This is a genomic window from Helicobacter pylori SA37A, assembly GCF_000476015.1.
In the GTDB taxonomy this organism is placed as follows: domain Bacteria; phylum Campylobacterota; class Campylobacteria; order Campylobacterales; family Helicobacteraceae; genus Helicobacter; species Helicobacter pylori_DB.
Genome location: NZ_CBOO010000016.1, coordinates 1 through 22,182, shown reverse-complemented (window position 1 = coordinate 22,182; position 22,182 = coordinate 1). Strand labels below are relative to the sequence as shown.

Annotated in this window: 22 protein-coding genes and 2 pseudogenes; 16 read left to right on the top strand and 8 right to left on the bottom strand. The window is 39.3% G+C overall.

Annotated features, from left to right (window positions below):
• Positions 1-543 precede the first annotated feature (543 nt).
• Genes QT76_RS07070 through QT76_RS07060 form a run of 3 tightly spaced genes read right to left on the bottom strand, consistent with a single transcriptional unit; the run spans position 544 to position 4,808 of the window.
• A complete protein-coding gene (locus QT76_RS07070; RefSeq protein ID WP_033617171.1) occupies positions 544-1,230 on the bottom strand; it encodes an ABC transporter ATP-binding protein in 687 nt (228 codons plus the stop codon).
• Positions 1,224-1,928, bottom strand: a complete 705-nt coding sequence (locus QT76_RS07065; protein ID WP_080242456.1) for a di-trans,poly-cis-decaprenylcistransferase — start codon at positions 1,926-1,928, stop codon at positions 1,224-1,226. The genes QT76_RS07070 and QT76_RS07065 overlap by 7 nt, the downstream gene beginning before the upstream one ends.
• A 39-nt stretch (positions 1,929-1,967) precedes the next feature.
• Entirely contained in the window at positions 1,968-4,808 is a 2,841-nt protein-coding gene (locus QT76_RS07060) for an FAD-binding and (Fe-S)-binding domain-containing protein (protein ID WP_033617170.1), read from the bottom strand.
• Between the two features lie 71 nt (positions 4,809-4,879).
• On the opposite strand from QT76_RS07060, the gene QT76_RS07055 reads away from it, so the two are divergent.
• The 3 genes from QT76_RS07055 to crcB are packed head-to-tail and all read left to right on the top strand — an operon-like array spanning position 4,880 to position 6,340.
• Entirely contained in the window at positions 4,880-5,218 is a 339-nt protein-coding gene (locus QT76_RS07055; RefSeq protein WP_033617169.1) for a rhodanese-like domain-containing protein, read from the top strand.
• Positions 5,219-5,220: 2 nt separating this feature from the next.
• On the top strand, positions 5,221-5,901 hold the full coding sequence (locus QT76_RS07050; protein ID WP_033617168.1) for a uroporphyrinogen-III synthase: 681 nt from the start codon (positions 5,221-5,223) through the stop codon (positions 5,899-5,901).
• Between the two features lie 46 nt (positions 5,902-5,947).
• Positions 5,948-6,340 carry a fluoride efflux transporter CrcB gene (gene crcB, locus QT76_RS07045; RefSeq protein WP_033617167.1) on the top strand — a complete coding sequence of 131 codons (393 nt, stop codon included), beginning with the start codon at positions 5,948-5,950 and terminating at the stop codon, positions 6,338-6,340.
• Between the two features lie 46 nt (positions 6,341-6,386).
• On the opposite strand, the gene hemW is transcribed toward crcB, so the two are convergent.
• Positions 6,387-7,424, bottom strand: a complete 1,038-nt coding sequence (hemW, locus tag QT76_RS07040) for a radical SAM family heme chaperone HemW (protein WP_195741871.1) — start codon at positions 7,422-7,424, stop codon at positions 6,387-6,389.
• A gap of 96 nt (positions 7,425-7,520) precedes the next feature.
• Here hemW and QT76_RS07035 point away from each other — a divergent pair, with 96 nt between their 5' ends.
• The 6 genes from QT76_RS07035 to folP all read left to right on the top strand — a co-directional run bounded on the left by QT76_RS07035 (position 7,521) and on the right by folP (position 11,989).
• On the top strand, positions 7,521-7,811 hold the full coding sequence (locus QT76_RS07035) for a c-type cytochrome (RefSeq protein WP_033617165.1): 291 nt from the start codon (positions 7,521-7,523) through the stop codon (positions 7,809-7,811).
• A gap of 160 nt (positions 7,812-7,971) precedes the next feature.
• A complete protein-coding gene (locus QT76_RS07030) occupies positions 7,972-8,439 on the top strand; it encodes an RNA pyrophosphohydrolase (protein WP_033617164.1) in 468 nt (155 codons plus the stop codon).
• Between the two features lies 1 nt (position 8,440).
• Complete coding sequence (locus QT76_RS07025) at positions 8,441-9,658, top strand: aspartate kinase (protein WP_033617163.1); 1,218 nt, start codon at positions 8,441-8,443, stop codon at positions 9,656-9,658.
• Positions 9,655-10,197 carry a HobA family DNA replication regulator gene (locus QT76_RS07020; RefSeq protein ID WP_033617162.1) on the top strand — a complete coding sequence of 181 codons (543 nt, stop codon included), beginning with the start codon at positions 9,655-9,657 and terminating at the stop codon, positions 10,195-10,197. The genes QT76_RS07025 and QT76_RS07020 overlap by 4 nt, the downstream gene beginning before the upstream one ends.
• Entirely contained in the window at positions 10,194-10,850 is a 657-nt protein-coding gene (locus QT76_RS07015) for a DNA polymerase III subunit delta' (protein WP_033617161.1), read from the top strand. The genes QT76_RS07020 and QT76_RS07015 overlap by 4 nt, the downstream gene beginning before the upstream one ends.
• Positions 10,847-11,989 carry a dihydropteroate synthase gene (gene folP, locus QT76_RS07010; RefSeq protein ID WP_033617160.1) on the top strand — a complete coding sequence of 381 codons (1,143 nt, stop codon included), beginning with the start codon at positions 10,847-10,849 and terminating at the stop codon, positions 11,987-11,989. The genes QT76_RS07015 and folP overlap by 4 nt, the downstream gene beginning before the upstream one ends.
• A gap of 94 nt (positions 11,990-12,083) precedes the next feature.
• On the opposite strand, the gene QT76_RS07005 is transcribed toward folP, so the two are convergent.
• Complete coding sequence (locus tag QT76_RS07005; protein ID WP_033617159.1) at positions 12,084-12,545, bottom strand: hypothetical protein; 462 nt, start codon at positions 12,543-12,545, stop codon at positions 12,084-12,086.
• Positions 12,546-12,667: 122 nt separating this feature from the next.
• Here QT76_RS07005 and QT76_RS08680 point away from each other — a divergent pair.
• From QT76_RS08680 to QT76_RS06980, 6 genes and pseudogenes are all read left to right on the top strand, one after another.
• Positions 12,668-12,888, top strand: a pseudogene (locus QT76_RS08680) (hypothetical protein).
• 49 nt (positions 12,889-12,937) lie between these two features.
• A complete protein-coding gene (locus tag QT76_RS07000) occupies positions 12,938-13,834 on the top strand; it encodes a DMT family transporter (protein WP_033617157.1) in 897 nt (298 codons plus the stop codon).
• Between the two features lie 3 nt (positions 13,835-13,837).
• On the top strand, positions 13,838-15,085 hold the full coding sequence (locus QT76_RS06995) for a glycosyltransferase family 39 protein (protein WP_033617156.1): 1,248 nt from the start codon (positions 13,838-13,840) through the stop codon (positions 15,083-15,085).
• 78 nt (positions 15,086-15,163) lie between these two features.
• Positions 15,164-15,715, top strand: coding sequence for a DUF507 family protein (locus QT76_RS06990; RefSeq protein WP_001237418.1), 552 nt, complete (start codon positions 15,164-15,166; stop codon positions 15,713-15,715).
• A complete protein-coding gene (gene carA / locus QT76_RS06985; protein ID WP_033617155.1) occupies positions 15,715-16,842 on the top strand; it encodes a glutamine-hydrolyzing carbamoyl-phosphate synthase small subunit in 1,128 nt (375 codons plus the stop codon). The genes QT76_RS06990 and carA overlap by 1 nt, the downstream gene beginning before the upstream one ends.
• A 165-nt stretch (positions 16,843-17,007) precedes the next feature.
• Positions 17,008-18,012 carry a formamidase gene (locus tag QT76_RS06980; protein WP_000534759.1) on the top strand — a complete coding sequence of 335 codons (1,005 nt, stop codon included), beginning with the start codon at positions 17,008-17,010 and terminating at the stop codon, positions 18,010-18,012.
• Between the two features lie 78 nt (positions 18,013-18,090).
• On the opposite strand, the pseudogene QT76_RS08570 reads toward QT76_RS06980, so the two are convergent.
• The 3 genes and pseudogenes from QT76_RS08570 to alaS form a co-directional block, all read right to left on the bottom strand.
• Positions 18,091-18,347: pseudogene (locus QT76_RS08570) on the bottom strand (hypothetical protein).
• Positions 18,348-18,461: 114 nt separating this feature from the next.
• On the bottom strand, positions 18,462-19,034 hold the full coding sequence (gene maf, locus QT76_RS06970) for a septum formation inhibitor Maf (protein WP_033617154.1): 573 nt from the start codon (positions 19,032-19,034) through the stop codon (positions 18,462-18,464).
• 1 nt (position 19,035) lies between these two features.
• Entirely contained in the window at positions 19,036-21,579 is a 2,544-nt protein-coding gene (gene alaS, locus QT76_RS06965) for an alanine--tRNA ligase (protein WP_033617152.1), read from the bottom strand.
• Positions 21,580-21,697: 118 nt separating this feature from the next.
• Between alaS and QT76_RS06960 the strand changes: the two genes are divergently transcribed.
• On the top strand, positions 21,698-21,928 hold the full coding sequence (locus tag QT76_RS06960) for a YdcH family protein (protein ID WP_000468322.1): 231 nt from the start codon (positions 21,698-21,700) through the stop codon (positions 21,926-21,928).
• Positions 21,929-22,182 lie beyond the last annotated feature (254 nt).

Here is a 22,182-nt window from a genome sequence, read left to right as displayed (position 1 = left end):
ATTTTCAAGAGATTTGAATAAAGAAAGACATAAAGAATCTTCAATTTCTAATTCATCTAGTTGCTTGCCAATTTTATACTGAAACCAAATATTACCCATGTGTAATTCCTTGTGAGAAATTATTATTCTACCAAAAATAGAATAAGACAAAAATTCTAGCTATTTCTAATTTTAATACCCCATTAAACTTAATGAAACCTAAACTCAACGAAACCAAAACCCAACATAAATATTACTAAAAAGATTTTTTCTAAAGATCTCACCACCAACAAAGCGATAACTCGCAATTCAATCTTAGGCTTCATCTGCAACAATACAATCTTTAGCAATCAAGCCATCTGTTATGATTAGACATGACTTTAGATTTTATTTTTAATAGTAAAACTCATTCCCCCTACAACCCCAAACTAAACCCCCTAACCCTAAAGAGTGCTTTTTTAAGAAGTTATCATTTAACTAGCGTCAAAATCTTTTATATTATTATAAAAAACGCTTTTAGTATTTCTTAAAATATTATCACTCAATAGGAAATCCTTTACTGATTTATTTCAACCTTTCTTTATACGCCGCTTCCAAACTGCTATACCCTTTTTTCAATTCTCCCACATCCCCAAAAGCCACTACTTTAGCTTCTTTTAAAAAAATCGCGCTGTCTAAATACTTTTCCACATCCACCACCAAATGCGTAGAGACTAGCAAGCTTGCGTTTTGGCTAAACTCCTTAGCGATTAACTCAAAAATCTCTTCTCTTGCAATAGGATCAATCCCAGCCACCGGCTCATCAAAAAGATACAAAGAAGCGTTTCGTGATAGGGTTAAAATCAGCTGTAATTTTTCCCTCATGCCTTTTGAAAGGGCTTTAAACTCTCTTTTTAAAGGCACGCTGAAGCGTTTGAGCAAATTTAGGGCTTTTGATTCATCAAAATCGCTGAAAAAATCCCTGTAAAAAGCGATCGCTTTTAAAGGCGTTAATTTAGGATCTAAAAAATCCCCATCGCTTAAAAACGCCACGCTTTTTTTCGTCTCTATGCCGATCTTTTGATCTAAAATTTTCACTTCCCCTTGATAGTTCAAATTCAATCCGGCTAAAATTTTTAACAGAGTGGTTTTACCAGCCCCATTAGGCCCTAAAAGCCCTATAAATTGTTGTTTGGGTAGTTTCAAATTGATATTGTCTAGCGCTTTTAAACTCCCATAAGTTTTAGTCAAATTCTCTATTTCTACTAGCATTTTAATTCCCCGAATTTGCGTACTCTTTTATAAAAATCGCTAATGATGTTTTCTAAATCTTTAGGGGTGAAATCAGGCCATAAAATCGGCGTGAAAAACAATTCCGCATAACTAGATTGCCACAATAAAAAATTAGATAGGCGCATTTCCCCCCCTGTCCGTAACAATAGATCCACTTCCGGTAAATCATGCGTGTCTAAACGATGAGAAATTTCATTTTCTAAGCTTTCTAAAGGGTTTATATGGCTAGGCGGGTTTTCTAGCAAGCTTTTAAACGCCCTTGCAAGCTCGTTTTTAGATCCGTAATTAAGGGCTAAAACTTGCGTAAAATCCTTAAAATGCTTGGTATCGTTTTCAAGCTGTAAGATCGTGTCTCTCAATTCTTTAGAAAATCCCTCTAAATCCCCTATCGCCCTAAAGCGTATGTTATTATCCAAGTAAGTGGATCGCTCATCTTTAAGGTATTTTTTAAGCATTTTCATCAAAAAATCCACTTCACTTTTAGGGCGTTTCCAATTTTCTGTAGAAAAAGCGTATAAAGTCAAGCATTCTAATTTATGGTTAGCACACCAGATCGTAATGTCTTTAAGGGTTTTTACGCCCTTTTTATGCCCATAAGCCCTAGCTTTATTCTTTAATTTAGCCCACCTGCCATTACCATCCATAATAATGGCAAGATGTTTGAGAGTGTTATCCAATGCCTTTACCCTTTAAAGAAAGTCCTTAATTATACACCATTAAAGCGTGCAAGCATCCACTAAATAAGCGATATGCTGCCAAGCAAATCGGGTTTTTTCACTCAAACCAATTTCACAAGTGCTAGAAGTGGAAAAGCCCCTTTTAAGATCATAGGATTGATAAAATTCTTGAAAGCCGTTTAAAGCACTCTCGTTTAGTTCAGGGGTGAAAAAGCCCTTATTCCCCGCAAAACCGCAACAACCCGTCTCTTTATGGATAACAATCTCGCCCAAAGTGCATTTTTTAGCCAAATTGAATAACAACTCTTCTTTATTTTCTAACTTTAAAGCACACATCGTGTATAACCCTATGTCTTCGTTAATGGGGTTGAATTTTAATTTAGGGCTTAGAACTTCTTCAATATAGACGCTCAAATCATAGACTTTCAAATCCTTATAAGCTTTCATTTGCTTGAAAAAATGCGTCGAACATGCACTATGGTCTAAAACAATGGGGATTTTTCCCTCATCGCTTAATTGTAAAAAAATCGCATGGTTTTTTTCGTTGTTTTGCTTGGTTAAGTCGGTGTAATTGATGAAGGCTTTCCCGCAACAAAGCGCATCCAATCCATTAGGATACATCACCGAAACTTTGGCTTTTTGGCATAAGGATTCAAACACTTCTTGAATGCATCTTTTATCCGCCATTTTGTTTGATGGGGCGAACGAGCGGTTGATGCATGTGCTGAAATAAATGACTTTTTCTTCGCTCTTAAGCGTTTTATTTTCTAAAGGATAGGCGTTGTTTTTGGGCATGTAATGAAAGGCTTTAGGGAAGGGTTTGATGAATTTTTTAATCCCTTTAGTTAGGCTCACTAAGTTATGAGGGCCTATGAGGTTTTGAACTAAGCGAGCGCTTTTTAAAGAAAAACGAGCCGCACTTGTGGTCGTTTGCATGTTATTTAAGATCTTTGAAGCGATCTTTTCGCCTTTAGGGTTCTTTTGATAATGATTTAAAGCGATGCTCCCGGTATCAATTTCTAAAGGGCATAGCATAGAACACATATGACACACCGCGCAAGTGGCGTGCGCTAAATATTCAGACTCTCTTAAAAGCTCATCTAATAAAACTTGATCTTCATTATGCCCATGACTGACCCTTTCTTTTAAGCGCTCTACCTCTCTGTGGATAACGATTCGTTGTCGTGGCGTTAAGGATAAATCTTTGCTAGGGCAAATCCTTTCACAAAACCCGCATTCCATGCACATGTCCAAATGCTCTTCAATAGGGTAAATGCTCTTTAAATTTTTAGTGTGGATTTCTTTATCGTTTGTGATGATCACATCAGGGTTTAAAAGGCCGTTAGGATCAAACAATTCTTTGATTTGCTTGTGGATCTTATAGGCTTTTTCTCCCCACTCCATTTCCACAAAAGGGGCTACCATCCTGCCTGTGCCATGCTCGGCTTTAATAGAGCCAGAGCTTTTGCTCACCATTAAAAACATCTCAGAAACTAAATTTTCAAACGCTTTTCTTTCAGTTTCATTTTCTAAAATCGGCGTAACGACAAAGTGCAAATTCCCGCTTAACGCATGCCCAAAAATAATACTATTATCCTTAAAGCCATGTTTTTTTAAAAGCCCTTCAATCGCTTTTGCCCCCTCTACAAAATCCTCTTTGCTGAAGCACACGTCTTCAATGATCACAGAGCTTTGGCTTTTCCTTTTTGACGCTGCGATAGGGAAAATGCCTTTTCTGATCTTCCACCACGATTGATAAATGTTAGGATCACTGCTGATTTGAGAATCTAAAACGACCGGTATCGCATTCAAGGCGTTTAAAATCGTTTGCATGCTGTTTTCTAAAATTAAAGGATCATCGCTTTCGCTTTGAATGAGTAAGCATGCGTTGGGCTCTTTGATTTCTAAAACCACGCTAGGCATGCCCTCCAAACCTTTCACGCTTTTTAAGCACGCATAATCCATAAGCTCTGCTGAAGAAATCATTTCGGGTTGTTTGGCTTTTAAGGCGGCTAAAATTTGAGCGGCTTTGGCGCATCGCTCTAAATTTTCATAAAACAATAACGCGCAAGTTTTATAAGCGTAGTCTTTCACGCATTCTAATCCCACGCTTGAAATAAAGCCTAAAGTCCCCTCAGAGCCTATGAATAAGTGGCTAATGATTTCAATCGGATCTTCAAAATCAATGAGAGCGTTTAAACTGTAGCCGGTGGTGTTTTTGATCTCGTATTTTTTCTTAATTAGAGCGTGCAATTCTTTGTCTTCTAAAATCTCTTTTCTTAAGTTTAAAACCCCTTCAATCAAATCTTTGTGCGCGTTTTTGAAACTCTCAACGCTCTCTTGATTGGCCGTGTCTAAAAGAGCGCCATCAGCTAAAATCACTCTTAAGGATTTTAGGGTTTTGTAGCTGTTTTGCTCCACCCCGCAACACATCCCGCTAGCGTTATTAGCGACAATCCCCCCTATCATAGCGGTGTTTATCGTAGAAGGATCCGGACCTATTTTTTTATGATAAGGTTTTAATAAAGCGTTCGCGTTACTCCCTATGACTCCGCATGAGAGCTGAATGCTTGTAGCGTTATTTAAAATTTTAGCGTCTTTGAAAAAATGCGTAACCATAACCAGCACCCCATCACAGATCGCTTGCCCTGATAAGGAACTCCCAGCCGCTCTAAAAGTCAATGAAACGCCATGCTTTTTGGCTAAAACACAAAGCTTTTGGACTTCTTCTTCATCTTTCACCCAAGCGACTATTTTAGGGATATAGCGATAACATGACGCATCAATGCCATAAGCCAAACGGCGTAAATAATCCTTAAAGATCCGATCGTTTAAAAACCCGCTCGCTTCGGTAAAAAAAGCATGATAATTTTCTTCCACACGCACTCCTTAAACATTCCTATTTATCAAATCATTGTAACATAACCTTACTTTAACAATTAAGGATAAACATGCTTGAAGATTATGCAATCAGTTTAGAAGAAGTCAATTTCAATGATTTTATCGTCGTAGATGTGCGCGAATTGGACGAATATGAAGAATTGCATTTGCCTAACGCTACGCTCATTAGCGTCAATGACCAAGAAAAGCTCGCTGATTTTTTATCTAAGCACAAAGATGAAAAAGTGTTGCTCCATTGCAGGGCTGGCCGCAGGGCTTTAGATGCGGCTAAAAGCATGCATGAATTAGGCTATACGCCCTATTATTTAGAGGGCAATGTCTATGATTTTGAGAAATACGGCTTTAGAATGGTCTATGATGATACCTCTTTGAGCAATAAAAAAAACTAAGCATGAGGGAGATTGTATGGGTGCATTCTCAGAGAATCGCCCCTTATAAGACTCTCATTTTAAATGAATTGTGCTACTATCCTTTAGAATTGGATTTAACCCCTTTTAACGCCCTTGTTTTCACTTCTAAAAATGCGGTGTTTTCCTTGCTAGAAACCCTAAAAGACAGCCCCAAACTCAAAATGTTACAAGACATTCCTGCTTACGCTTTGAGTGAACCCACCGCAAAAACTTTACAAGATCACCATTTTAAAGTCGCCTTTATAGGGAAAAAAGCCCATGGCAAAGAGTTCGCTAAAGAAATCCTTCCTTTATTAGAAAAAAAAAGCGTTTTGTATCTTAGGGCAAAAGAAATTGCCTCTTCTTTAGACACCATTCTTTTAGAGCATGGCATTAATTTCAAGCAAGCCGTTATTTATGAAAACAAGCTCAAACATTTAACCTTAAGCGAACAAAACACCTTAAAACCCAAAGAAAAGAGCGTTCTCATTTTCACCGCCATAAGCCATGCAAAAGCCTTTTTACACTATTTTGAATTTTTAGAAAATTACACCGCTATCAGCATTGGCAACACGACCGCTTCTTATTTACAAGAGAAAGGCATTCAAAGCTATATTGCCAAAAAGCCTTCCTTAGAAGCGTGTTTAGAACTGGCTTTAAATTTGAGGATTAAGGAATATTAAAAACATCTTATTATAATGCTCTCCATTGATCTTTAAAGGATGATGCATGAATCTTGTCTTTTTATGGGCCGCTTTAGGGGGGGCTATAGGGAGTTCGTTAAGGTATTTTGTGGGCAAAATAATGCCTAGTAAATTTTTAATGTTTGAAAGTTTCCCTTTAGGGACTTTTAGCGTGAACCTTATAGGGTGTTTTGTCATCGGCTTTATGGGGCATTTGGCCGCCAAAAAAGTTTTTGGTGATGATTTTGGGATTTTCTTTGTTACCGGGGTTTTAGGGGGTTTTACGACCTTTTCTTCTTATGGGTTAGACACTTTAAAACTTTTGCAAAAATCCCAATACCTTGAAGCCATTTCTTATGTCTTAAGCACTAACATTTTAGGGCTTATTGGGGTAGCTATCGGTTGGTTTTTGGCTAAAAATTTTATAGGCGTTAATTAAAAAACGCTTTTTGGCGTTTTTATTGACGCTTGATTGAAGCAGAGCCTTACAACAGCCACAAAGCCATTTCATCGGCCATGAAAAAATCGCTCGCTACCAAGCGGTTATTTTTAATGAAAGCCTTATTTTCTTCAATCAAAAACTTTACTTTATTTTCATCTAACAAGCTAAGCTCAACCCCCAGCACGCACCTCAAGCCCAAAAACAGCTTCTCTAAGCGCTTGTCTTGTTTATTAAGCGTCTCAACTTGGCGTTTTAGGGGGTCTTTGATGTAGTTTTCTATGAGTTTTTTCGCAAAAAAGCGCTCATTCGCCACGCAGCCTACAGCCCCAGCCCCACACCCTAAATAATCTTTAGCCCCCCAGTAAGCTAAATTGTGTTTGACTTGATAATTTCTGGCGTAATTAGACACTTCGTATTGCTTGAAAGAAAAGCCCTCTAAAGCCTCTTTGATTACATTGTCAAAATCCACGCTTGAGGGTTTTTTAGCGTTTTTTTCTAAATTCGTGTTTTTTTCAACGCTCAAAGCGTAAGCGCTCAAGTGGTTGATGGGGAGTTCTTTAGCGAGTTTCAATTCTTCTTTTAAGGAGATTTCATTGTCTAATGGGGTGTTATAAATCAAATCAATGCTGACATTTTCAATCCCGCTTTTTAAAATAGTTTCTATCACGGGGGCGATATTTTTGGAATGCTGGCGCTCTAAAAACAATAATTTATCCTCCCTAAAACTTTGCACCCCTAAACTCAAGCGGTTGATCCCTAAATCTTTTAAGCCTTGACACCAAGCTTTAGAAATCAATTCGGGGTTAGCTTCAGTGGTGATCTCACAATCTGAGCTCAAGTGTGCATTGCGGTGAATGCTTTCAAAAATCCTTTCAAAAGACTCCACGCTTAAAGTGTTAGGCGTGCCGCCGCCAATAAAAACGCTTTCAATTGGTTCGTCAGTTTGACTTAAGGCATGCTTTAAATCTAGGCATAATGCTTGAGTGTATTCTTCTTTTAACCCATGCTTATTTTCATAGGAATTGAAAGCGCAATAACCGCATTTATTTTCACAGAAGGGGATATGAATGTATAAAATCATATTTATTTCTCTCATTTTCACTTCATTTTTTAAGCAAAACTTAAACTTGTAATTGTATCATTTTAAGATCATTTTGATAAGTAAAGGAGACAAACCATGAAAAAGGTTATTATGGCTTTAGGCGTTTTAGCGTTCGCAAACGCTTTAATGGCAACCGATGTTAAAGCCCTTGCAAAAGGTTGTGCCGCTTGCCATGGGGTTAAGTTTGAAAAGAAAGCTTTAGGCAAAAGCAAAATCGTCAACATGATGAGTGAAGCGGAAATTGAAAAAGATCTTATGGATTTCAAAAGCGGTACTAATAAGAATCCTGTCATGACCGCGCAAGCTAAAAAATTAAGCGATGAAGACATCAAAGCTTTAGCCAAATACATCCCCACTCTCAAATAAACCCTCTCAGTTTTAATAGCGCTATTTGGGTGCTATTAAAATGAGTTTCAAGCCCTTTTTTCTTAATTTTTGATTTTAATGGCGTTCTTAACCCTACTTAAAGCCAGCATACACTATAATACCATCTTAATCAAACAAGAAAGAGCTAAAATAAAGACCTATGCTACATAAAAAATATCGTCCTAATGTTGCGGCCATTATCATGTCGCCAGACTACCCTAACACATGCGAAGTTTTTATCGCTGAGCGCATAGATATTGAAGGAGCGTGGCAGTTCCCTCAAGGGGGCATTGATGAGGGCGAAACGCCTTTAGAAGCGCTCCATAGAGAATTATTAGAAGAAATTGGCACGAATGAAATAGAGATTTTAGCGCAATACCCCAGATGGATCGCTTATGATTTCCCAAGCAACATGGAGCATAAATTCTATTCGTTTGATGGGCAAAAACAACGCTATTTTTTAGTGCGCCTAAAGCATACCAACAACATTGATTTGAACAAACACACGCCAGAATTTAGAGCTTATCAATTCATCCATCTCAAGGATTTGCTTAAAAGAATCGTTCCCTTTAAGCGTCAAGTGTACCGCCAAGTCATCGCTTATTTCAAAAAAGAGGGGTATTTATAGGGTGTTAATCGTTCAAAAATACGGCGGCACGAGCATGGGCAGCGTGGAAAGGATCCACAATGTCGCTCAAAGGGTTTTAGAAAGCGTTAAATTAGGGCATCAAGTCGTGGTGGTGGTTTCAGCGATGAGCGGCGAAACCGACAGGCTTTTAGAATTTGGCAAGAATTTTAGCCATAACCCTAACAAGCGAGAAATGGATAGGATTGTAAGCACAGGGGAATTGGTTTCAAGCGCGGCTTTGAGCATGGCGTTAGAAAGGTATGGGCATAGAGCCATTTCCTTGAGCGGGAAAGAAGCGGGCATTTTAACCAGCTCGCATTTTCAAAACGCCGTGATCCAATCCATTGACACCCAACGCATCACAGAACTTTTAGAAAAAAACTACATTGTGGTGATCGCTGGGTTTCAAGGCGCTGACATTCAAGGCGAAACAACGACTTTAGGGCGTGGGGGGAGCGATTTAAGCGCAGTCGCTTTGGCCGGGGCTTTAAAGGCGCATTTGTGCGAAATCTATACGGATGTGGATGGCGTTTATACCACCGATCCGCGCATTGAAGAAAAGGCTCAAAAAATCGCGCAAATCAGCTATGATGAAATGCTTGAATTAGCTTCTATGGGGGCTAAAGTTTTATTAAACCGCTCGGTAGAATTAGCCAAAAAACTCAGCGTGAAGTTAGTGACTCGCAATTCGTTTAACCATAGCGAAGGCACGCTTATTGTGGCTGAAAAAGACTTTAAAGGAGAACGCATGGAAACCCCTATAGTGAGCGGGATCGCATTGGATAAAAATCAGGCTCGTGTGAGCATGGAGGGCGTGGAAGATCGGCCTGGCATTGCTGCTGAAATCTTTGGCGCTTTAGCGGAGTATCGCATTAACGTGGATATGATCGTCCAAACGATCGGCAGAGACGGCAAAACCGATTTGGATTTTACGATCGTTAAAACCCAAATAGAAGAAACCAAGCAAGCCTTAAAGCCTTTTTTAGCGCAAATGGATTCCATTGATTATGATGAAAATATCGCTAAAGTTTCCATAGTGGGCGTGGGCATGAAGTCGCATTCTGGGGTAGCGAGTATCGCTTTTAAAGCCCTAGCCAAAGACAATATCAATATCATGATGATTTCTACAAGCGAGATTAAAATTTCGGTTTTGATTGACATTAAATACGCTGAATTAGCCGTTAGAACTTTGCATGCGGTGTATCAATTAGATCAATGAAAAATTTCTACGACTGGATCAAAGAATTTGTGCGTGATCAAGGAGAGTTTATCGCCCAGCAAAGCGGGTGGTTGGAATTGGAGCGATCAAGCTATGCCAAACTTATCGCGCAAACCATCTCGCATGTGCTTAATGGCGGATCGCTGTTGGTGAGCGTGGATTCTTCTAGGCACTGGTTTTTAACCTACATTCTTTCTAACTTAAACCCTAAAGATTTAAAAGAGCGTCCCTTATTGTCCGTCATTGATTTTAACGCTTCTTCTTTCTACCCCAAAAATGACGCAAACCTTTCTCTAGCCACCATAGAATTGACTTATCAAAACCCCATGTTTTGGCATGTTGGGAAAATTGAAAATGAAGGCTTGAAAACCTTACTATTGAGTAAAATCCCTAGTTTTTTATGGCTTTTTGAAGAGCTTAAAGAGGATTGCTTGCTTTTAAAAGAGCATGATAGCTTGCTGGATTATAAATTATTGCAACTCTTCAAACTCTTTGAAAACGCGCTTTTTAGCGTGCTATATAATAAGGTTACTCTGTGAAAAACTCCAACCGCCTTATTTATACGGACAATCTTGAAGAGAGCCTAGAAGAGACTGCAAGCCTTTTTGAACACCACATTAAATTCTACACCGAGATCCTTGAAAAAGATAAAAAAGTGATCAAAACTTTTAACAAGGATTTTAAAATAGAGCATGCCAAAGAAGTCCTATCCAAAGCCAATCTCAAACACAGCGAATTAAACGCTTTTTTAATCGCTGCACCCAGCTATGGCACAGAAGCCCAAAACGCGCTTTTAAAAGTCTTAGAAGAACCCCCGAATAACGTTTGTTTTATCATGTTCGCTAAAAGCCCAAACCATGTGTTAGCCACCATTAAATCCCGCTTAATCAAAGAAGACAAACGCCAAAAAATCCCCCTAAAACCTTTAGATTTAGATTTATCCAGGCTGGATTTGAAAGATATTTATGCGTTTTTAAAAAATTTAGACAAAGAAAATTTTGATTCCAGAGAAAATCAGAGGGAAAAAATTGAAAGCCTGTTAGAGAGCGTTAACAGACATAAGATCCCCTTAAATGAGCAAGAATTGCAAGCCTTTGATTTAGCGATCAAGGCTAACAGCTCTTATTACAAGCTCAGCTATAATCTTTTACCCCTGCTTTTAAGCCTTTTATCTAAAAAGAAAACGCCATGATTGTAAAACGCCTTAACCCTGATGCGCTCAAAAACGCTTTACAAAAAATAGGCCCAGAAAAGATCGCGCAAGATCGCATGCGCCAAAAAGGCGTTAGCTTTGTTTTTGAAATCCAGCATCTGCCTTTAAGCGCTGCGCTCATTTTAAAGCAAGAGGCCATAAGCGTTGGGGGCGATTTTGCCACACCAAGAGATTGCATTTTAGCTAAAGAGCCTTTTTATGATGGGGTGCTGATTGTAAGCGCTAGCCAATTAGAACGCCTGATTGTGAAGTGCCATTCCCAACCCTTTGGGCTTAAACATTTAGCGCAAGAATTAAAAAGCCACCTCAAAGCCCCTAAGCCTAACGCCCCACAGATCATGGCAATCTTGAATCTCACGCCGGATAGCTTCTATGAAAAGAGCCGTTTTAGTAGCAAAAAAGCGCTTGAAGAAATCTACCAATGGCTAGAAAAGGGTATCACGCTCATTGATATAGGCGCGGCCAGTTCAAGGCCAGAGAGTGAAATCATTGATCCAAAAATAGAGCAAGATCGCTTAAAAGAAATTTTATTAGAAATCAAATCCCAAAAACTCTACCAATGCGCTCAATTCAGCATAGACACCTACCATGCCACAACCGCGCAAATGGCTTTAGAGCATTATTTTTCCATCCTTAATGACGTGAGCGGTTTTAGTAGCGCTGAAATGCTAGAAGTCGCAAGAGATTACAAGCCCACTTGCGTTTTAATGCACGCTCAAAAAACCCCTAAAGACATGCAAGAAAATGTTTTTTACCACAATTTATTTGATGAAATGGATCGCTTTTTTAAGGAAAAACTAGAGGTTTTAGAAAAATACGCGCTTCAAGATGTTATTTTAGATATTGGGTTTGGATTCGCTAAATTAAAAGAGCATAATTTGGCCTTAATCAAGCATTTAAGCCATTTTCTTAAGTTCAAAAAACCCCTATTGGTAGGAGCGAGCCGTAAAAACACGATCGGGCTTATCACTGGGCGTGAAGTTCAAAACCGGCTCGCTGGCACTTTGAGCTTGCATTTAATGGCGTTGCAAAATGGGGCGAGTATTTTAAGAGCGCATGATATTGATGAACATATCGATCTCATCAAGGTGTTTAAGAGTTTGGAAGAAACGGATTGAACCAAAATTTTTAGCTTTGATCCCACTGGGCGTTGGTTATCATCAAAACGCTCAAAAGCGTTTTTGATGATCAATCCTTGATTAACCCTAATATTCAAAGGATCACATCCATCGTTGAAGGGTTGTTATAAGCGTTTTGATAGCGTTGCAAAAAATCGTTGTGGTTGGTGGCGTTAAAGGTTTGAAAGGCTTTTTTGTGCAAGCCATTTATTGGTTGTTTGGGGGCGTTTTCCACTTCTTTAGAGAATTTCCCGTTATAAAAATCCGTCAAACTATAGAGCGACTGAGCAGCAAGGCGTTTTTGGCTCTCATCCATTCCTGCCGTAGCCCTTAAAAAAGCCTCATACTCTCTATCGCTCATCAATTCTAAAACCAAAAAGCCGTAAGTCTCTCGCTTGTCAGGGTTAAAGGGGAGGTTTTCTGTTGGAGCGTCCTTTTTTTCTCGCTCTATTTTTTCTGTGTTTTCAATAGGAGCTAGGTCTTCTTTAGGAGCGCTTTTAGCGTTTAAAAGCCCATAAAGGTTAGAATCAAACTGATTGATAGAAGAAACAGCCATGCGAATTTCCTATAATTGAATTTTACGCTAATGTTAAGCAAAATCCATTCCCTAATGAGATAATCCTCTAGCATGGGGTTTTAACAAAACAAGGGATTTAAAAAGCTTAAAAGAGTTTTCTAATAGTAGCGTTCAAACCCTTTAAAAAGGGTCTAGGAGTTTATTCTCAAAAAGGATTCGTGTTTTTATGTTTTCATATTTCTATAAGGAGTTTGAAATGCTGAAGCTTCTAGAATGATTCTAGATAAAACAAAAGGTAAAACTCCTAGAACATTGTTATACCATGATTTTACCAATCAATGCAACTTTTATGCTTTTAGAGCTTAAAAACTTTAAGTCTTAATTAGAGATTTTAGGTTAAACTACCCTAAAAATCTTTATGGGTAAAGGGCATGCGTAATACCATTTTATTTGGCGTTTCAATGATACTCTTGGCGAATTTATGCTTTGGGATCATGAGCGCGTTTGTTAAAATCACAGCGGATTATTTTTCCCCTATGGAAAACGTGTTTTACCGCTCCATTACCATGACGCTTTTGCTCTTGCTTGTTTATCCTTTCAAACCCTACCGCTTAAAAAGCTACAAACAAGGCGGTTTTAAAAAGCTCGCTTTTAGGGTCGTTGTAGGGGGCTTGGCCATGCTAGCGTTTTTTTATAATATTGAAAAAATTTCGCTCGCTACAGCGACGGCTTTCTCGCAATGCGCGCCGATTTATACGGTGCTTCTTTCCCCTTTGCTTTTGAAAGAAAAGCTCAAAAGAAGCGCGTTAATTTCTGCATGCATCGGGCTAGTGGGGGTGGTGTTGATTTCAGATCCTAGCGTGGAAAATGTGGGGCCGGTTGAAATTTTTATGGGCATATTGAGCGGGATTTTTGTGTCTTTAGCGTATATCACTTTAAGGGATTTGAGGGAATATTATGACAAGCAAGCCGTGATTTTAGCGTTCGCTTTTGGCATGAGCCTTCTTGGATTAATAGGCATGTTCATTGATATTCCTTTTTTATCCACAGGCATTCATGTCCCTAGAAAAGAAGACATTTTGTGGATTTCTTTAATAGGGATTAGCGGGACTTTAGGGCAGTATTTCTTAACTTATGCTTACATGAACGCGCCCGCTGGGATCATTGCCCCCATTGAATACACCCGCATTGTTTGGGGGCTGTTGTTTGGGCTGTATTTGGGCGATAAATTTTTGGATCTTAAAAGCTCTTTAGGGGTGGTTTTGATTTTATGTTCAGGCTTACTCATTGCTTTGCCCGCTCTTTTAAAAGAATTAAAAAAAATTTAAGCCATGCAGCTAAGCCCCTTACAAAGCGCTCTGTTATATTTCCGCTACTTTATTTATCCAGAGAAAAAAACAAGAAACTTTGATTTAAGCGATTTAGTCTTTATTGTCATGGTTTTTTTAGTCCTGGCTTTGGGGCTGTTGATGAGTGAAGAAATTTCTATCAGCTACAATGAAGCGAAGGATTTTTTTTATAGCAGCGCATGGTTTGTTCAAATCGCTCAAAAAAGCACCGCCATTTTAGGTCAAAATGATTTGGCTTTGAGGTTGCCTTTTTTGATCGCTCATCTCATTAACATGTTTTTATTCTATCTCATAGGGCGAAAGATCTTAAAAAAGCCTAAAGACGCCCTTTATGTGGTATTGACTTACGCTTTATTGCCTGGAGTGAATCTCTTTGCGATTTTATTGGCTAAAAGCGTGTTGGTGTTAAGCCTTGGGCTTTTGGTTAGCTATTTGTATATCAAAACCCAAAGAATCCCTTATTTCACCCTTAGCGCTTGCGCGTTTTTAGACGGAGCGTTCATCCCGCTTTTACTAGGGGTTTTTGCCTACGCTTTAAGAAAACGCTATTTTAAGAGCGCGATCTTTATTTTGGTGTGTTTAAGCGTGAATACCGCTCTTTTTAGCGGGAGTTTCAATAAGGGCTTGCCTAGTGGGTATTTTATAGACACATGCTTAGAACTCATGCTCTTATATTCGCCCTTATTGTTCCTCTACTACCCTTATACGCTCTATAAAGCCCTTTTTGATAAAAAACCATCGTTACTAGCCTTTATGAGCGCGAGCGGTTGGCTTTTCCCTTTGCTTTTGAGCATGCGCCAAGAGATAGATTTAAGAACTTTCGCCCCCTTAGCGTTAATCGGTTTGCCTTTGTTTGTTAAAAGCGTTTTAAATAGCCTTAGGGTGCGTTTGAAGGAATTTAGGGGTCAGTATTATTTGCGCGTTTTCAGTCTGTATCTTTTAATGCTCACTGAAACGCTTTTTTTATGGGGGAGTAAAATTTCTGGCGCTAATGAAAAATTATTAAACCGGCATTTCTTGGCTAAAGAAGTCGCCACAGCCTTGCAATTAAGGGGCATCCATCAAATCCGCACTAACGATAAACAACTCGCTTTAAGGCTTCAATTTTATGGTATTAGAGAGGGGGGGAGGTTAAGACTGATTAACGCTAAAATTTCTAAAAAACGCCCTGATATTACAATCATCTACGCTGATAAAATTCTACAATCCTATAGTTTAGTGCGCCATTAAATTAATTCTTTAAAAAGCGTTTTATCTAAAAAACGATAAAATACACTCTAAAAATAAATAAAATACGCGAGAAAAATCATGAGACTCAAACTAACCCATATAAACCATATAAGCCATAAGATTGCCAACGACTTTATCCATTCAAAATTATTAGAATTAAAAGCCCCTAGAGAATTATTGTGCGAATTGATAGAAGGGATTTTGGAAAAAAGCGTTAAAAAAGAAAACGCCATAGATGAGCAAGCCAGAGAGCTTTTAGAAGAAAACACCGATGAGATAGAATTCATGCGGATGGATGAAAGGCAGCTTTTTTGGATGATTAAAAGACAAATCGCTCAAAAAGAGGGCTTCCATTTGTTTTGGGAAGAAAGGTGCAACGATTTGTCGCACCAGATTTTGAATAAAATCTTAGATGAAGATTTGATCATGTTTAGCGTGTCAGAAAATTTGATAAGAAACTTGATTTACAAATCCATTGACACCTATTCTAAAGCGTATGAAAGCATTGAAAATGAAGTGCATGAAAAAATCAAGCATTACAAACGCAAACTGCCCGTAGGGAGCGATGAATACGAGTTGGTGTTTGAAAGGCTCTATGAAGAAGAATTAAGGCGCAAGGGCTTTTTATAATGGTCTCTCTCTATTTAGAAAATGGGCTTTTTTTGCAAGCACAAAGTTTTGGGGCTAGCGGCACGCAAGTGGGCGAGCTTGTTTTTAACACTTCTATGAGCGGCTATCAAGAAGTCATTAGCGACCCTAGCTATAAGGGGCAATTTGTGGTTTTTAGCATGCCTGAAATTGGGGTTGTGGGCGCTAATTCTAAAGATGATGAATCCTTTTTTTCATGCGCAGGGGTTTTAGCGCGCCATTACAACGAATTTTTTTCTAATTCAAGGGCGGATTTTAGCTTGAGTGCTTATTTGAAAGAGCGTGGCGTTTTAGGGATTTGTGGCGTTGATACCAGGAGTTTGATCAAAACCTTACGCCATCATGGGTGCTTGATGATGATAGCTTCCACGATAGAGCATGACAAAAACAAGCTTGAAAAAACTTTAAAAAACGCCCCTAGAATTTCTCACTCCCCCTTAGTGTCTAGCGTTTCTACGCCAAAAATAACAACCCACCAACGCGCTACTTTTGATTTCAAAACCCTAGATTACAAGCCTTTTGATGAAAAAACCTCTCATAAAATTATCGCCGTGCTAGACTTTGGGGCTAAGGGCAATATTTTAAACGAGCTTCAAAATGTGGGGTTAAAAGCCCTTATTTACCCGCACCACACTAAAGCTAGCGAGCTGATTAAAGCCTATGAAAAAAAAGAAATTAGCGGGATTTTCCTCTCTAACGGGCCTGGCGATCCTTTGAGCTTGCAGCAAGAAATTAAAGAAATCAAACAACTCATTGACGCTAAAATCCCCATGTTTGGCATTTGCTTAGGGCATCAATTGCTCTCTATCGCGCAAGGCTACCCTACTTACAAGCTCAAATTTGGCCATCATGGGAGCAACCACCCCGTTAAAAACCTAAAAACAAACGCCGTTGAAATCACCGCGCAAAACCACAACTATTGCGTCCCTGAAGAAATTGAAGAAATCGCTACTATCACGCACCGCAATCTTTTTGACAACACCATTGAGGGCGTGCGCTATAAAAACGCTCCCATCATCTCTGTCCAGCACCACCCAGAAAGCAGCCCCGGCCCTAAAGAGAGCCACTATATTTTTAAGGAATTTGTGGAATTGTTAAAGGGCTTTTAGGGGTTTTTAAAACAACACCCATAAAGGTTGAAAAGCGCTTTAAAAATAGATTTAAATCTTTTTATCAAAAAATCTCGCATTTACTCTAAATTAGTTCTCTTGCAATAGTATTCTCTCGCAATAATTGTTATTGTTATTGCGACAAAACTTTTAGAAGGAGTTATTATGGGAAGTATCGGTAGTATGGGCAAACCTATTGAAGGGTTTTTAGTGGCAGCCATTCAGTTTCCTGTGCCCATTGTCAACAGCCGTAAGGATATTGATCACAACATTGAAAGCATTATTAGAACCTTGCATGCGACTAAAGCGGGGTATCCGGGAGTGGAGCTTATCATTTTCCCTGAATACAGCACGCAAGGTTTGAATACCGCTAAGTGGCTTAGCGAAGAGTTTTTACTAGATGTCCCGGGTAAAGAGACGGAAGCTTACGCTCAAGCGTGTAAAGAGGCGAAAGTTTATGGTGTTTTTTCAATCATGGAACGCAATCCTGATTCTAACAAAAACCCCTACAACACCGCTATTATCATTGATCCGCAAGGTAAAATCATTTTAAAATACCGCAAGCTATTCCCATGGAATCCCATTGAACCATGGTATCCTGGGGATTTAGGAATGCCTGTGTGCGAGGGTCCGGGCGGATCAAAGTTAGCCGTGTGCATTTGCCATGACGGCATGATTCCAGAGCTCGCTAGAGAAGCAGCCTATAAAGGGTGCAATGTGTATATCCGCATTTCAGGCTATAGTACTCAAGTCAATGATCAATGGATTTTGACCAACCGCTCCAACGCATGGCACAATTTGATGTATACCGTGAGCGTGAATTTAGCCGGCTATGATAATGTCTTTTACTACTTTGGTGAGGGGCAAATCTGTAACTTTGATGGCACGACTCTCGTTCAAGGGCACCGCAACCCTTGGGAGATTGTAACCGGGGAAATCTATCCTAAAATGGCAGATAACGCCCGCTTAAGCTGGGGCTTAGAAAACAACATTTACAACCTAGGCCATAGAGGGTATGTGGCTAAACCGGGCGGAGAACACGATGCAGGCCTAACCTACATCAAAGACTTGGCTGCCGGTAAATACAAATTACCTTGGGAAGATCACATGAAAATCAAAGACGGCTCTATCTATGGCTATCCTACCACCGGTGGGCGTTTTGGGAAATAATCCCTAATCTGTATCTTTGCTAGAACCTGTTTTTAAGGGTTCTAGTTTCCCCCCTATTTTAATTTTTTCAATCAATTTTTACGAATAGTCTTCTATCACAGAGCATGTAAGAAAACCCATAATAAGCACGAGCGACCAAAAAGCGCATAGCCTATGCAAAACCATGTTATTTTTGATAAAGACCACCACCACATTGCGGTTGATAGAGCGTTAAGATCTGTAATAATGCCATAGCCACAATAGATCATTCCCACTAAACATGCCAATTTAAGAGCATGGTAGTAAGTGCTAATCCCAAAACCACCATCAAGATTGATAAAAGAATACGAGACCAAGACCCCATGACAACTCCTTAAACATCAAATGCTAGAGTATATCGTTTTTTTTGTTTGTCAAGGGGGTTTATCAGTCAGCGAATAGTGTTTTTAATGTTTATAAAACAATAGCGTTTATAATAATGAAAGTTTAGCCCCTAATTTTAGCGCCCCTAACAAGCCTTCCACATTCAGCCCCAACCCCACACTTAAATTCTTGCTTGAGCTTTTAATATAAGGCTTATGAAAATCCTCTAAACGCACACAGCCCGTGCTTTCTTGCCACAAACCGCTCTCTAAATATTTTTCTATCTCGCTAGGATCAAACGCCTTTAAACGCGCTCTAAAAACCGATAGATCTAGCCATTCTAGTTTAGGAGAAATCAATGCCGAGCAGGTTAAAACCTCTATTTCATTGCCATTTTGGCGTTTTAAAAATTCAAGGGCTTCTTGCCTGTTTTGAGCTTTTCGTTGCATGCGATTATCCACGCTCACCACGCTATCAGCCACCACAATAGCGCAATGGTTTGTGAGCAATTTTTTAGCTTTTTCTAATTTCCCCTTGCACGCCAAATAAACAAACTCTCTAGGGTCTGTGGTTTTTAGGCTTTCTTCATCAAAGTCCAACGCTTTTTGTATGAATTTAATCTTATGCTCTTTTAAAAGATTCGCCCTAGCGCTGGATTGAGAACCTAAAATAAGCTCCATGCTATCTCTCTAAAGCTTTAAGAGCGGTATTTTTCGCTAAATTGAGCGCCGCTTGCAAATTTTCAATATCCTTGCCTCCAGCGCTCGCAAAATCATCTCTCCCGCCCCCTTTACCCCCTAAAATTTGCGCCACTTCATTAGCCCATGCGTTCGCTTTTATGGGCGCATTTTTCACCCCGCATGCGAGAGTTATGCACTCATTTTCTTTTTTAAACACCATAGCGAGCAATTTTTCATGCTTACTTTTCAATCGGTCAATCATTTCTTTAATGTCGCCTTGTTCCACTACGCCCACCACCAAACTCACGCCATGGATTTTTTCAACCGGTAAATCCATAGAAACGGGGGCTTTTTGGCTGTTTTTCACGCTCTCTTTAAGCTTGTTAATGCCGGCTATCACATCGTTATTTTTCAATAAAGTCTTAGCGTTTTTAAGCTCTTTACTTTCTTCTTTAGCCAGTTGGTAAAAGGCTTTCCCGCACACCGCTTCAATACGTCTGACCCCACTACTCACCCCGCTTTCTTTTACAATCCTAAACCCCCCAATAAGCCCGGTATTTTCCACATGAATGCCCCCACACAATTCAATGGACGCTTCTTTAAAGCTCACCACGCGCACATTTTCAGCGTATTTTTCACTAAATAACGCTAACGCTCCTTTATCTTTGGCTTGGTTTAGGGGCATATGCTCCACCTGGCTAGTTAGGTGCTTGAAAATTTGAGCGTTGACTAAATCTTCTACTTTTTCTAGCTCTTCATCATTGAGCGCTTTAGCATGCGAAAAGTCAAAGCGCAATCGTTTGGATTCCACTAAACTCCCTGCTTGACTCACATGCGAGCCTAAAACCTCTCTTAAAGCACTCTGCAATAAATGCGTCGCGCTATGGTGTTTGGCGATTTCAAAGCGTTCATCGCTCACTTGCGCGATCACTTGATCGCCTTTTTTGAGCGCTTTTTTGATTTCAAGGAGCGAAAAATTAAGCCCAAAAAAGTTTTTTGTATCCAGCACCAAAGCCGCTTCTTCATCACCTTTTAAAAGCGCACCTTTATCGCCTATAGCCCCTCCACCTTCTGCATAAAAAGGGGTTTTTTCTAATAAGACCCAGATTTCTTGGTTAGGGTTTGCTTCTGTCATTTCTTTAAAATCGCTATCAAAAAACCCTAAAACTTTAGCAGAACATTCTGTCGTTTCATACCCTACAAACTCATTGGGTGCATAAGCGTTTAAAATAGCGCTAAAATCGGCGTTGTTTTGTTTGCCTTTCCATGAAGCTTTAGAGCGTTTCACTTGCTCTTGCATGCAATTTTCAAAGCCTTGCATGTCCACGCGTGCCCCATGACTTCTTAGCATGTCGTTTGTTAAATCCAAAGGAAAACCAAAAGTGTCATAAAGCTTGAAAGCGATCTTGCCATCAAAGATTTTATTTTCATTCAAATGCTTTAAAGACAAGTTAAACAATTCCATGCCCGATTCCAAAGTCTCTAAAAAGCGCTCTTCTTCTTCAAAACATTCTTTTACCACCATTTCTTTAGACTCTTTCAAATACGCATGCGTGTTAGAAAATTGCTCGCACACCACGCCCACGACTTTGTATAAAAACGCTTCTTTTAAGCCCATTAAATACCCATGCCTTAAGGCTCGCCTTAAAATGCGCCTTAAAACATAGCCACGGCCTTCCTTATTAAAATGCACCCCTTGAGCGAGCAAGAACGCTACCGCTCTTGCGTGATCGGCCACTACCCTAAAGCTTGGCTGAAATTCGCTCGTATAATCCAGGCTTGTAAGCTCGCTGATTTTTTCCATTAAGGGCGCAAATAATGAAGAATCAAAATTATTGAGTTTGTGTTCTAATAGCGCTTGCACCCTTTCTAACCCCATGCCTGTATCAATGCTAGGCTTTGGCAAGGGAGATAAAACGCCATCATTAGAGCGTTCGTATTGCATGAACACCAGATTCCAAATTTCTAAAAACCTATCGCCCTCGCCCCCAAAATAATCCTCGCTCCCCTTAAAGTGTTTTTCGCCTTGATCAATGTAGATTTCACTGCAAGGCCCGCAAGGCCCGCTATCGCCCATTTGCCAGAAATTATCTTTATCGCCCATTTTTTTAATCCTATCAACAGGCACAAACTTTTCCCATAATTTAACGGCTTCATCGTCCTTTTCATGCACGCTGATATGCAAATCTTTAGGCTTAAACCCTAAATTTTTGGTTACAAATTCCCACGCAAACAAGATCGCTTCTTCTTTGAAATAATCCCCAAAAGAGAAATTCCCTAGCATTTCAAAAAGCGTGTGGTGCCTTGCGGTATAACCGACATTTTCTAAATCGTTATGCTTGCCTCCTGCGCGCATGCACAATTGCGAGCTTGCCGCTCTAGGGATACTAGGGCGTGGCACAATCCCGGTAAAAATATCTTTAAATTGCACCATGCCGGCATTGGTAAAAAGCAAGGTGGCATCATTAGGCACTAAGGGCATGCTGGGATAAATCTCATGCCCTTTATTTTTAAAAAATTGTAAAAATTCGTTGCGAATGTCCATGGGTATTCCTTTTTTTTGTTTATCGCGCATTTTAAGGCTATTTTATAGCTCTTTTAAGTTGTTTTTTTAAAAAGATAGTTTATTATACTTTAAACATCCAAAATTAAAGGAGAAAACCATGTTCCATGAATTTAGAGACGAAATCAGCGTGTTAAAAGCGAATAATCCGCATTTTGATAAGATTTTTGAGAAACACAACCAGCTTGATGACGACATCAAAACCGCTGAGCAACAAAACGCTAGCGACGCTGAAATCAGCCACATGAAAAAACAAAAATTAAAATTAAAAGATGAAATCCACGGCATGATCATAGAGTATAGAGAAAAGCAAAAATCTGAGCGTGCTTAAGGTTTAGCCATCTTGGTGAAAACACGCTGAAACGCTTTTTAAAAGGCGTTTTAGCTTATCGCTTGGTTAGATTTAACGCTTTGATTTTGAATTAAAGCGTTAGGTTGTTTTAACTTTATTTCCACCATAAGCTTTATTAATTTTTAATGTTCTTTACATTTTTAAAAATGGGGTTTTGAAACTTTGTTTTATCGTTCTAGCTCTCATTTTATTGTAAAAATCATTTTCTTAAGTTTTGTTTTATTAAAGTTTTA